9 protein-coding genes are annotated in these 12,001 nt (G+C 66.3%); 3 read left to right on the forward strand and 6 right to left on the reverse strand.

Features of this window, described 5'->3' with window-relative positions; translation table 11 throughout:
• Nucleotides 1-286: 286 nt before the first annotated feature.
• Nucleotides 287-2,560, forward strand: coding sequence for a GumC family protein (locus tag TZ53_RS03710; RefSeq protein ID WP_025550571.1), 2,274 nt, complete (start codon nucleotides 287-289; stop codon nucleotides 2,558-2,560).
• Complete coding sequence (locus tag TZ53_RS03715; protein WP_229742760.1) at nucleotides 2,557-3,291, forward strand: helix-turn-helix transcriptional regulator; 735 nt, start codon at nucleotides 2,557-2,559, stop codon at nucleotides 3,289-3,291. Before TZ53_RS03710 ends, TZ53_RS03715 begins: the two co-directional genes overlap by 4 nt.
• A gap of 240 nt (nucleotides 3,292-3,531) precedes the next feature.
• Here the strand turns inward: TZ53_RS03715 and TZ53_RS03720 are convergent, their stop codons facing one another.
• The 6 genes from TZ53_RS03720 to TZ53_RS03745 all read right to left on the reverse strand — a co-directional run bounded on the left by TZ53_RS03720 (nucleotide 3,532) and on the right by TZ53_RS03745 (nucleotide 9,456).
• Complete coding sequence (locus TZ53_RS03720) at nucleotides 3,532-4,914, reverse strand: lipopolysaccharide biosynthesis protein (RefSeq protein ID WP_044660460.1); 1,383 nt, start codon at nucleotides 4,912-4,914, stop codon at nucleotides 3,532-3,534.
• Nucleotides 4,915-5,018: 104 nt separating this feature from the next.
• Complete coding sequence (locus tag TZ53_RS03725; RefSeq protein ID WP_025550792.1) at nucleotides 5,019-5,771, reverse strand: LuxR C-terminal-related transcriptional regulator; 753 nt, start codon at nucleotides 5,769-5,771, stop codon at nucleotides 5,019-5,021.
• 343 nt (nucleotides 5,772-6,114) lie between these two features.
• Nucleotides 6,115-6,798 (reverse strand): PIG-L deacetylase family protein, encoded by a 684-nt coding sequence (locus TZ53_RS03730; RefSeq protein ID WP_044660461.1) that lies wholly within the window; start codon nucleotides 6,796-6,798, stop codon nucleotides 6,115-6,117.
• A 3-nt stretch (nucleotides 6,799-6,801) separates the two neighbouring features.
• Nucleotides 6,802-7,716, reverse strand: coding sequence for a formyltransferase family protein (locus TZ53_RS03735; protein ID WP_044660462.1), 915 nt, complete (start codon nucleotides 7,714-7,716; stop codon nucleotides 6,802-6,804).
• Entirely contained in the window at nucleotides 7,679-8,275 is a 597-nt protein-coding gene (locus TZ53_RS03740) for a sugar transferase (RefSeq protein ID WP_044660463.1), read from the reverse strand. The genes TZ53_RS03735 and TZ53_RS03740 overlap by 38 nt, the downstream gene beginning before the upstream one ends.
• Entirely contained in the window at nucleotides 8,272-9,456 is a 1,185-nt protein-coding gene (locus tag TZ53_RS03745; RefSeq protein WP_044660464.1) for a glycosyltransferase family 4 protein, read from the reverse strand. Before TZ53_RS03745 ends, TZ53_RS03740 begins: the two co-directional genes overlap by 4 nt.
• 402 nt (nucleotides 9,457-9,858) lie before the next feature.
• On the opposite strand from TZ53_RS03745, the gene TZ53_RS03750 reads away from it, so the two are divergent.
• The gene (locus TZ53_RS03750) at nucleotides 9,859-11,997 is read left to right on the forward strand and encodes a polysaccharide biosynthesis protein (protein WP_044660465.1); all 2,139 of its coding nucleotides are present in this window, start codon (nucleotides 9,859-9,861) and stop codon (nucleotides 11,995-11,997) included.
• Nucleotides 11,998-12,001: the final 4 nt, after the last annotated feature.

Consider the following 12,001-nt stretch of genomic DNA (forward strand, 5'->3'; position numbering starts at 1 on the left):
TCAACTTTCGCACAATGGCGCGGAATGGGGCGATCCGGAATAGTCAGACACGCATCAGAAATGTGAAGGCTCAGGACCCATTGCTGACGGGTTCGAGACGCCATCGATGGGTTTTCGGTCAGGACAGGACATGGGCCCCCGCCTTGATCCGAAGGGTTTAGCACCTATGCGCATCGCCGGTCCCCGATGCGCTTTTGCGCTCTTCCGCCGCAACCCGCACTATCGCTGCATTGGGACGGCCCTGACGGCGGGCGCGTCCGCGCGCCGATGCGACCGGGAGATTATCATGGCGTCTGCACAGCTCACTCTGATCGATGGCGCCGCGCCGGGCGGCGGCGCGGAAAAGCCGCGCGACCTGTCCTTCGAGTTGCAGCAGATGTCCGCGCGGCAGATCTGGTTCCTGCTCCACCGCCACATGAAGCTGGTGGCCAGCATCGTCATCGCCTGCGTCGTGGTGGTGCTGATCGTCCAGTTGCAACTGCCCAATCGCTATGAAGCGACGGCGACCGTGCAGGTGGAGCTCAACGATTCCACCGGTTCCAACCAGGCCGACGCGACCCGCAACCAGCAGCGCGTCGCCAATGAGGCGCGCATGTACCGGTCGCAGGCGCTGGCGGAGCAGGTGGTGCGCGACCTCAACCTCAATCGCAACCAGGCCTTCACCCATGGCGTGCAGATGACGGTGCAGCAGGCGGCCGTGCAGCTTACCAAGACCACCCGCGTAGTCAGTTCGACCGATTCCGACTTCATCGACATCACGGTCCAGTCGCGCAAGGCGGAACTGGCCGCGCGCATCGCCAACCGCTTCGTCGACAGCCTGCAGAAGATGCGCTCCCAGCGCCGCCAGACATGGCGCAACGGTCTCAGCACCGCGCTCGACAAGGAAACCAGGCGCCTCGCCCATGAAGTGGAGCTGGCCGAGCGCGCCGTTGCCGATTTCCGCCGCCAGCACCTGATGCCGATGGGCGCTGGCAGTGCGGAGGACTATCAGCAGATGAACCGCATCGCCGTGGAGGCGGCGTCCACCGCCGCGATGAGCAGCGCGATGCAGGCGCAGGCCGCCGGCGTCAGCCGCGCCGCCAGCATGCGGACGGTGGCGGGCGCGACCTCCCCCGCGCTCGACAATCTGCAGAAGCAATATGACGACCTGATCCGCCAGCGCTCCGAAATCTCCGTCCAGATGGGCGCCAACCATCCGCAGATGCAGGCGCTGTCGGCCCAGATCGCACAGGTCAGCAGGGCACTGGTGCAGGAGCGCGCCTCCGTCGTCGCGACCCAGCAGACCCGGAACGACACCGATGCCGGGCGCGAACGGGCGATGGCGCTGGCGGAGGCGAACGCTGCCTCCGCCCGGGCCGGCCAGTTGCAGGCGAAGCTCAACGCCATGACCGGCGCCGCCTTCCGCAACAACGCCAATCTGGTCGATCTCTCCATCCTCGACCGCCGGGCGGAGGTGGCGCGGCAGGCCTATCTCACCACGGCGCAGCGCGCCCAGACGGTGCAGTCGGAATTGCAGACCACCGGCGTCAACTCGACCATGGTCTCGGCGGCGGCGGTGCCGCTCCAGCCCGTCGCGCCCGCGCCCAAGAAGATGGCGCTGGCCGCGTTCGTCGGCTCGTCCGTCCTCGCCTTCCTGATCGTGCTGGGGATCGAGATGTTCGACAACCGGCTGCGCAGCGGGGACCAGCTCCGCCGCCTCTTCGGCCTTCGCACGCTGGCGATGCTGCCGAAGCTGGAGGAATCGATCGGCACCACGATAGAGGACAATCCGGTGACCACCCAGCCGCAGTCCCTGTTCACGGAGGTGGCCCGCAACCTGGCCAGCGAGATCGGGGAACTGCCCCATCAGGGAACCAGCCAGCGGGTGCTGGTGACATCGCCGCTGCCGGGCGACGGCAAGTCCAGCGTCGCGCTGACGCTGGCCGCAGCCGCCGCGTCCATGGGCCGCCGCGCCATCGTGGTCGACCTCGACCTGCGCCGACCCGGCCCCAGCATCCTGCGTTCGATCCAGGACGGTTCCGACACGCCGGACCTGATCGAGGTGCTGACCCATGCAGAGGAAAGCCGCCGGCTGATCCCGCAGGCCGAACGCCATGTGGACCATGACGCCGCCGAAGGCGCGGCGCCCGTCGCGCTGATGCCGGTGGTGCTCAGCACCCGCGAACAGATCCGCAATCCGGCCGCCGTGGTGCAGGGCTGGCAGGTCGGCCGCCTGCTGGACGATCTGCGCGAGCGCTTCGACCTGGTGGTCATCAACGCGCCGGCCATCCTGGCGGTGCGCGATGCGCGGACTCTCTCCTCGCTGGCGGATTCGACGCTGATGGTCGTGCGCTGGGGGCATACGACGGTCGAACAGTTGCGCGCCTCGCTCCAGATGGTGAACAACCAAGTGGTCGGTGCCGTGTTCAACCAGGTCGATTATGAGGACCATGCCCGTCGCGGCTATGGCGACGCGGTCCAGTTCTACATGGGATCGGCCGCCTATTATTCCGACAGCTTCCCCATCCGCCAGAGCTGGACGGACCGCGTCCGGCACGTCTTCACGCGCAAGGCGGCATGAGCCGCCTGCCGCCTTTGCAGGAGGCGCCTTCGCCTCTCGTTCGTTTCGAAAGCGTAATAGTGGAAGAGGATGCCCTTCGTCTCAATCTGCTGATCCTCGACGGAAGCCCGCTTCGCCGGGCCTGCATTGCCGTGGCGCTGGAGACGGCGGGCGTTAGGATATTGCAGCAATCCAGCCTGGACCAACCGGAAGCCGGCGAGCCGCCCGACATCATCCTGTTCCAGACCGGGGAATCCGAACTGGAAGGCGCCGCCCTGCCGCTGCAGATCGCACAGGCGAAGCAGCTATGGCCCGCCGCTGCCATCCTGGTGATCGCGGACCATGGCAATGAAGCGCTGATGCAGGCGGCTATCGCGGCGGGGGCGCAGGCCTTGCTGCGCTCCAGCACCGGCATCGTCAGCATGCAGCGCGTGCTTTTCCTGCTGAAGGAGGGGCTGGCGGTCTATCCGGCCGCGCTTGCCGCCACCTTGCACAGGCGCCAGCCGGACACGGTGGACGGCCTGACCGAGCGGATCGCCCAGGCGGTGGACAGGTTCAAGCTGCTGACGAAGCGGCAGCGCGACGTGCTGCGCCTGCTCGCGCAGGGCGCATCCAACAAGGACATCGCCCAGCGGCTGAACATCAGCGAAAGCACGGTGAAGGTCCATGTGCGGGCGATCATGGCGGTGAACGGCGCATCCAACCGCACCCAGATCGTCGCGCATCTGTTGAAGGGCGGGGGCGAGGATTAGCGGAACGGGTGGGAAGCGGACACCCGCTTTATCCCTCTCCCTTGAGGGAGAGGGCTGCGCAGACTTGGCAGCTTGCTGCCTTAGTCGTAGCTGGATGAGGGGGTGCGATCCAACGGATCACGCGGGCCGCAGACCCGCTTCCTCCCTCCAAATCAACCCAGGCTCCTTCGTCGCGAAGGCTTCCTATTCTTCTCCTTCAAGGGAGAAAGAAGGTCTTGAAATAGCCACCTCCCGCCCGGCTCATCCCATGCTCGCCGCGACCGGCCGGGGCTTCGCCCGCCGCAGCCAGCTCACGTCCAGCAACACGGCCGTCACCACGCCCAGCACGACATGGGCGATATTCCCGCCGATCGGTCCATAGCGGGGTACGGCATAGGCCGCGACCGCCACGAACAGCGCCGTTCCGAAGCCCGAGATCGCAAGGACCGTCCAGCTTCGGTTCATCGCCAGCATCGCTGACCGGGAAGGCGCGGCATGCAGCATCAGCATCACCGCAACCAACTGCGTCAGCAGCAGGATATAGGTTTCCGAATAGGCCATGCCCGGCCCGACCCGGATGAGCAACGGTCCCAGCAGCCAGGCCCCAGCCAACATGACGAAGCCGACCGCCCCCAACGCCATCTGCACCTGCAGCGTGGCCGCCCGGAAATTGCGGATATTGCCGTTCGCCCACATCCGCGCGACATCGGGATAGACGACCGCCTGCACCTGGGCGCCGACCTGGGTCGCGACCTTGGCGATGCGCTTGGCGAGATAATAGACCGCCGCGGCCGAACTGCCCGCCACCGCGCCCACGAACAGCGAGTCCGCTTCCGTGGTGATGACGCGCAGGGTGAGCGACAGGTTGGTCGAACAGGCGAAGCCGAAGAAGCCGGGAAAATCCTTCACCAGCCCCTTCAGCCGGGCGTGCAGCGGATTGGGGATCCCCATCTGTCTCAGGGCGCGGAAGCCGACCCAGAAGACCAGCACCGAACCCAGGGCCTGCGACACCGTCCACGCGACCATGAAGCCGATCACGCCGGCATGCGTCACCATGCAGAGGAAGGCGAGCAGGATGCGCAGCACATTGCCCGCGACCTGCGCATAGGCCAGCATCTTGAACTGGCCGGAAAGGCGCAGCGCCGCGGTCGGCACGCCTGCGATGTTGAACAGGGTCGCGACCGAATAGATCGCCACCAGCTCCACATGCAGGGGTTTGAGGCCGAACAGCGGCCCGAACAGCCACGCCAGGCCAATCGCGCTGAAGGCCGCCACCGCCGCTGCGCCCATGTCCAGCATCAGGCCATAGCAGTAAAGCCGCTGCATCCGGCGCGGCGAGCCCCTGGATTCTTCCTCCACGGCAAAGCGGATCAGCGGCTGCCAGGATTCGAAGCGCAATATCCGTTCGACCACGCGATTATAGGATAGCACCAGCACCATGACGCCGTAGGTGGCCGGTCCCAGCGACCGGGCCGCCATCGCCACGCTGACCAGCATGATCAGCGCGTTCAGGAAATTGCCCGACAGCAAATGCCCCACCGCGACCAGCCGGCCCCGGGTTCCCTTGACCAGGAAGCCCGAAAACCGGCCGCGCAGCATCGGCAAGGCGCGTGCGGTCAGCACGCCCTTCACATCATAGGCCATGACGATCCCCCTGGAGCGCGCGGCGTCGCATCGGACGCCGTCGCACGCTCCAGATTCTTCGTTGCATCATCGCGCCGGCGCGCGATGCCTCAGGAATGCGCGGATCAGGCGCGGCTTGCGACGCCCGCCATCTCCAGCACCGGCAGTTGCGCCGGATGGGGAATGGCGACGGGCAGTTCGGGTTCGACTTCCGTCACGCGCCCGCGCATGCCGTGATTGGCCGCCCAGATCGCCGCCTGGGTCCGGTTCTTGACGCGCAGCTTGCGCAGCACGGCCTTCACATGGACCTTCACCGTCGCCTCGCTGATGTCCATCCGCTTGGAGATGACCTTGTTCGGGCATCCCATGATGAGCCAGCGCAGGATTTCCAGTTCCCGGTCGGACAGGCAGGCCGCATCCACCGGGCGTTCGACTTCCAGGGCATCGGTCAGGCTGGGCCGGGATTGCAGTTCGTCCGCCAGTTGCGGTGGAAGGACGCGCTCACCCATGGCCACCAGCCGCAGCGTCGCCACCAGCCGGTCGCAGGAGATTTCCTTGACGATATAGGCCAGAGCCCCCAGCCGGAACGCCTTCAGCATGATCTGGAAATCGAATCGGTCGGATAGAAGGACAAGGTAGGAACAGGGAAAACGTTTCTGCAGAACCGACAGCGTTTCGACATCCATCGCGTCGGTTCCGTCATCGATCAGCAACAGGGATGGTTCGGTATCTTCTTCCGGCACCTCGACTTGCTGAAGCACCGTAGCCACGTTGGGATATTGGGTTACACGGAAATCCCGTTCCATCAGGATGCGGCTAAGCCCCTCCCGAACGATCGCATTACCGCACAACAGACGCACATTAACTGGGTAAGACATTGGGTGGTCCCCTCATGATCTCTTCTACGTCCGTAAGCAGGCCCCAAACGGAATGTAGAAGACCAGTAATCAAATGCCTGTAGTGCGACCCTTTCTTTTCGTTTCAACAACTTATCAGTAACATATTTGTGCCGTGAGAGTCCCCGAATGTACAATGGAAATTTCGGGTGCGCGCGACAAGGCGTTAACACATTGTTAAGTTGCTGAATTTTTCTTACCACTTGTGCAATATGCTGCGCCATCGGCAGTCAAACTTACCACTTTGGTGGTATCGCAAACGGTCTAGGGCCCCGTTGCCACATCGTTTCGCAAATGAAGCGATTCGCCCGCGAAATAACACATGTTAATTAATTTGTCGAACCAGAACAAAAGCTTCAGCGGCGGAACGATAGACGGTTGCGCCACGTAGCGTCGCGAGGGCGCGAATGGCCTCTATGGACCGCTCGTCGGGGCTGGGTTTCACCTGCGTCCGGAACGCCTGGAAGGCGGCGATCTTTCGTTCGATCGTCTCGCTGATGTCCACGAAAATGTTCGGAATGAAGGCGGGCGTGACGCCGGGGGCGAGCCAGTTGGTTTCCGATAACGTCTCATAGGCCATAACGCAGCTCGGCCCGCCGGGCCCACGCGGCCGGGCATGGACCAGCGCTGCGTTGAAGACGATCTGATGATCGAGGTGGATGTCCCCGATGAAGGGGATCAGCAGCAGGTCGGGCTCGATCCGCGACAGCGCCTCCGACAGCGCCGCATTGAGTTCGCTTCGCCTGATCTGATCCAGCCCGGCCGCCGGGAAATCCAGGAACCGGGTGTCTGCCACGCCGATCATCCCGTGGGCGCGCAGGGTTTCGGAGCGTATCTGCCGCACCAGCTCTTCGTCGAACAGCGGCGGCTGGCCGCGGGTGACGACGACGACATGCACCTCCGCCCCAGCGGATGCCGCCCGCGCCATGGTGCCGCCGCATCCCAATATCTCATCGTCGGGATGGGGCGCGACGACCGCGATCCGGCGGGCGTTGAACGGCAGCGACATCGGCTAATCCCCCAAAATGGCGTGAAGCTTGGGCGGCTTGTCCGGGCCGCTCCATTGCGTGACGATAAGGGCGGTGGCCTGACCGCAGAGCACGGTGAAGCCGTCCGCCGTCCGCGCCACGACCTGTCCAGGCAGGGCCGCGTGACGCCCGCCCATGTCCGACGGCGCCGCCGCCCAGATCCGGAGGTCCGCGCCGCCCAGCCGGGTGAAGGCGCCGGGATAGGGGCGGCCCGTTGCGCGGATCAGGCGCAATATGTCGCCGGCCGGCCGACGCCAGTCGATCAGCCCATCCGCCGGGGTCCGGCGCGCGGCCCAGGTGGCGCAGCTTTCGTCCTGGACCATGCGTGGCATCTCCCCAGCCGCGATCCGTTCCAGCGCACGGTCGAGCATGACGGCCAGCGCCCGCATATGCTTGGCGTAGAGGGTCGCCGCCGTTTCGTCCGGCGCGACATGGAAATATTGCTGGTCGACTATGTCGCCCGTGTCCGTCCCCGCATCGATCCAGAACAGCGTTCCCGCCGTGATCGGTTCCTGCTGCAATATCGTCCAGGGAATGGCCGCGCGGCCGCGCAACCGGGGCAGGGCGGCAGGATGATAGCCGATCACCCGGTCGCGAAAGAGCGCGCGAAAGGCGGTCCCGCAAATCTGCGACCAGCCCATGACGAAGGCGATGTCCGCGCCCGCGTCCCGGATGGCGGACAGCGATTCCTCCCGGTTGATATTGTCGACATGGATGACCGGGCAGCCCCGTTCCCGCGCCGCCGGCCGCAGGTCGACATGATCCGAATGGCGCCGGGCCAGAGCGGGATCGAGCGTGACGATGGCGGCCATGTCCCATGCCGGGTGGCGGGCGATCGCTTCGAAGGCGATCCGGGTGGTTTCAACTGCCCCGATGAGGAGGGCGCGCTTCGTCGGCATGCCAGTCGATCCTTTTTTCACCCCCGACCACCACCAGCAGCGTGCGGGCGATGATCTGCGCGTCGAGGCGGGCGCTGCGGTGGCGCACATAGCGGAGGTCGAAGCGCAGCTTTTCCTCGATGGTCAGCAATGTGTTGCCGCTGACCTGCGCCAGACCCGTCAGGCCAGGCCGCACCCTGCCGCGTTCCACGCCGTCGCGGCCCATGGCGGCGATGCTGTGGGGCAGCAGCGGCCTGGGGCCTATGAAATCCATGTCCCCCCGTGCGATGTTGATCAGTTCGGGCAGCTCGTCCAGCCGGAAGCGGCGCAGGAACTGCCCAACGGCCGTGACCCGCCGGGCGTCGGGCAGCAAGGCCCCGTCGCTGTCGCGCAGGTCGCGCATGCTGCGGAACTTGATCATGGCGAAGGGGCGGCCGCCCAGGCCGCTTCGGACCTGACGGAACAGCACCGGCCGCCCCAAGCAGAGCAGCACCAGCAGGGACAGCAGCAGCAGCAGGGGGGCAAGCAGCGCGAAAAGGCCGACCGCCAGCAATCCCGCCGGGCGCAGACAGGCGGTCATGCGCGCTCCGGCACCAGCAGCGCGGGCGGAGGCGCTGGCATGGGCATCGCACTGGCCGCACCGCGCAACTGCATGATGTCCAGCAGCATGGCGTTCACCTTGTCCACATCATAGATGTCGACCGCCGTCCGCCGGGCGGCGGCGGCCATGGCCGCGACACGCCGTGGATGGGCGATCATCGTTTCCATGGCCGCCGCCAGCGCGGCTCCGTCGCGGGGCGGCACGAGCAGGCCGTTGACGCCATGCCGGATCGGCTCGCGGCAGCCGGGCATGTCTGTGGTGATGACGGGCCGCCCGGTCGCCAGCGCCTCCAATATCGTGCGCGGCAGGCCCTCCCGGTAGAAGGACGGCAGCACGAACGCATGGGCGGACGCGATGAAGGGCCGCACGTCACGCGTCTCCGGCAGGAATTCGATCAGCCCCGCCTTGCGCCATTGGTCGAGATCGGCGGCGGTGTAGCCGGTCGGATTTTCCGTCTCCGGCCGGGTCAGCAGCAGGAAACGCACGTCCGGGTGCCGGGCCCGGACGATCCGTGCGGCATCGACATATTCGCCCACGCCCTTGTCGCGCATCAGGCGACCCATCATCAGGAAGGTGAAGGGCCCTTCCGGCAGCGCCTGCTCGGCAAAATGGCGCACGTCGATGCCCGAACCGGGAACCTGCATCACCCGCTGCGACGGCGAAACGATCCCACTTTCGCGCATCAGCCGATGATCGTCGCCGTTGAAGACGAAGATGCAGCGCGCCCGGGCGACGCCGATCCGGTAGAGCCGGGACACGACGGCGCGCAGCCAGCGGCGCTCATCCGCCTCCTCGCTGAACACATAGCCAAGGCCGCTCATGATCGCGAAATAGCGCGCCCGGCTCCACAGCCGTGCCGCCAGACCGCCATAGATGATCGGCTTCTGCGTATAGGCGACCACCACATCGGGCCGCTCGGCCCGCATCAGCCGCCGGTAATGCAGCAAGGTGCGCGCATCGTGCAGCGGGTTGGTGCCCGCCCGCGCCATCGGCGTCCGGCGGAAGCGCACGCCCATTTGCGCCAGCCTTTCCAGCACCTCCGGCTCCTCGTCCGGGGCGCAGGCGACGACCTCATGCCCCTCCCCGACCATCCGGGCGATCAGCGCCCCGCGGAAATTGATCAGCGACCAGGACAGGCTGGAGAGGATCACGACTTTCACGGCGCTTATGCCCTCCGGTTTTCCACATGTTGCTGCGCACGACCCCACCGCCGCTTCAGGCGGGCGGACAGATCCAACTCTTGAAGACAGCTATCACAGCCCGCCCCGCAGCCCGGCGGTGCATCGGTAGATTACCCCTTTGAGGCAATCCGCCTCCCCTCCGCGCCCGCCAACCCCTGCCGTCCAGCGCCATCGAGCCTGTGGCATAGCCCCAATGGGCGGAAGGGCGCGCCGGTCGGGTTGCGCATGGGATAAAGGATAGTGTCCGCTCGACCGATTACCGCGATGCACCCGTTCCGATAGCCTTGGCGCCACCGTCGGTTGCGGACGGCATGCAGGGTGGCGCCTCCAGGCAGCCCTCCGCCCCCGCAACCGGCGGACCATGGACTCGGAGACATCGGAATGCCGAACATCGCATCAGCCAGGCCGGACGGGCAGGACAGCGTTGCGCAAACGCCGCCCGCCGCCATGCTCCTGCGACTGGACGCAGCCGCGCGCGCCTTCGCCGCGCGGGGCGCCACGCGCTTCTGGGCGATCAGGCTGGCCGTCATCCTGGCGCTGGACGCGCTGATCATGCTGGGCAGCTTCGTGCTTTCCCGGCTGATCCTGTCCGACCTGCCCATGCCCCGGACGCTCCTGGAACCCTGGTTCATGGCCCTGTTCGTCGGCGTGAACCTCAGCGTCCTGTTCGTCGTCGGCACCTATCGGCAAAGCTGGCGCTTCCTGTCCATCGGCGACGCGCTGTCGCTGGCGGCCAGCCTGCTCGCCAGCAGTTGGCTCATATGGATGATCACCGCGGGATTGCTGGTGCCGCAGAAGATGATGCGTGGGCCCATGACCGTCTTCCTGACCGTCGACGTGCCGCTGACCGTCGCGGCGCTGCTGGCCGTGCGCGTGCTGCGGCGGCAGTTCTTCAAGCATGTCCGCTCCGCGCGGCTCCGCCGGACAGTGCAGGCGCGCCGGCGCATCCTCCTGCTCGGCGAACTGGATTGGGCGCGGGTCATGGCGGACCTTGTCCCCACCGACGCCCATTCGGGCCTGGAGATCGTCGGCGTCATCTCCTTCGACGGGCATGAGCGGCGGCTGCATGTCGGCGGACTGCCGATATTGGGCTCGCCCGAGATGCTCCCCCGGATCGTCGCGGACCTCGACCGCGCAGGCCGGCGGCCGGTCAGCCTGGTGGTGCAGGAAAGCAGCGAGCGGCTCGACCGGCAGCAGATATTGCGCATCGCGGCGCTGGCGGAGCAGGAAAATCTGGTGGTCTCCCGCTTCCGCAATCCCTGGACCAGCGCCCAGCCGCTGAGCGGCGACCGAATGGCGATAGAGAAGATGCCGCTCGCGGAATTGCTGGGGCGGCCGGAAATCACGGTGCAGCACAGCTATCTGGAACGGGTGGTCACCGGCGCGCGGATCATGGTGACGGGCGCGGGCGGCACCATCGGCGGCGAACTGGTGCGCCAGCTTGCCTATTACGCCCCGGCGGAGATCGTGCTGCTCGATCACAGCGAATTTAATCTCTACGCCATAGAGATGGAGGCGCGGGAGAAATTCCCCCATGTCCGCTTCCACGCCGAACTCTGCTCGATCCGCCAGCGCCCCGCGCTGTGGCAGGTGTTCGAGCGGCGGCGGCCGGAGATCGTCTTCCACGCCGCCGCGCTGAAGCATGTGCCGATGGTGGAGGCCAATCCCTGCGCCGGGGTGCACACCAATGTGCTGGGCACCCGCAACGTCGCGGACGCGGTCTGCGAGTTCGAGGCTCGCGCCATGATCCAGGTGTCGACCGACAAGGCCGTGAACCCGGTGGGCCTGATGGGCGCGACCAAGCGGCTGGGCGAGCTATACTGCCAGGCGCTCGACCTGATCGGCAGTTGTGATCCGGACAGTCCGCGTTTCCTGACGGTGCGTTTCGGCAATGTGCTGGGGTCCAGCGGTTCGCTGATCCCGCTGTTCCAGCAGCAGCTCGCCAGCGGCAAGCCCCTGACCGTCACCCATCCCGACATCGAACGCTTCTTCATGACGGTGCAGGAGGCGGTGCTGCTGATCCTGCAAAGCAGCGCCCGCGCGTTGGAGACGGATTCGGAACGCGGCACCATCTTCGTCCTCGACATGGGCGAGCCGGTGAAGATCGTGGAGATCGCCCGCCGCGTCATCCGCATGGCCGGGCTGCGGCCGGAAATCGACGTGCCGATCAAGTTCATCGGGCTTCGTCCCGGCGAAAAGCTGTTCGAGGAGCTGTTCGACAGCAGCGAGGACAAGATCGAAAGCGCCATTCCCGGCATTTTCGAGGCCATGCCCTCCCCCATCCCGCTGGAGATGCTGGTGGAGGGCTTCGCCCAGCTTGCCCGGTTGATCGCGGCGGGCGACGCGGATGAGCTGGTGCGGCTGACGCATGAGATGGTCGCGGCCTCCGCCAGTTCGCGCTGGGCGGAGATATTGCGGCGGCTGGCGGCGGAAAGTTCCGACACGCTGCTGATGATGCCGCCGCGCCCCGCGGACATTCCAGCCGTCCTGTCCTCGCCGCTGCCGCGCGATGTCGCCTGACTTT

Source organism: Sphingobium sp. YBL2 (assembly GCF_000943805.1).
Taxonomy (GTDB): Bacteria; Pseudomonadota; Alphaproteobacteria; order Sphingomonadales; family Sphingomonadaceae; genus Sphingobium; species Sphingobium fuliginis.

Bases quoted from the DNA above. Each gene is read 5' to 3' on its own strand.
- TZ53_RS03710 (WP_025550571.1), top strand. From the start codon at position 287: ATGGCGTCTGCACAGCTCACTCTGATCGATGGCGCCGCGCCGGGCGGC.
- TZ53_RS03715 (WP_229742760.1), top strand. From the start codon at position 2,557: ATGAGCCGCCTGCCGCCTTTGCAGGAGGCGCCTTCGCCTCTCGTTCGT.
- TZ53_RS03720 (WP_044660460.1), bottom strand. From the start codon at position 4,914: ATGGCCTATGATGTGAAGGGCGTGCTGACCGCACGCGCCTTGCCGATG.
- TZ53_RS03725 (WP_025550792.1), bottom strand. From the start codon at position 5,771: ATGTCTTACCCAGTTAATGTGCGTCTGTTGTGCGGTAATGCGATCGTT.
- TZ53_RS03730 (WP_044660461.1), bottom strand. From the start codon at position 6,798: ATGTCGCTGCCGTTCAACGCCCGCCGGATCGCGGTCGTCGCGCCCCAT.
- TZ53_RS03735 (WP_044660462.1), bottom strand. From the start codon at position 7,716: ATGCCGACGAAGCGCGCCCTCCTCATCGGGGCAGTTGAAACCACCCGG.
- TZ53_RS03740 (WP_044660463.1), bottom strand. From the start codon at position 8,275: ATGACCGCCTGTCTGCGCCCGGCGGGATTGCTGGCGGTCGGCCTTTTC.
- TZ53_RS03750 (WP_044660465.1), top strand. From the start codon at position 9,859: ATGCCGAACATCGCATCAGCCAGGCCGGACGGGCAGGACAGCGTTGCG.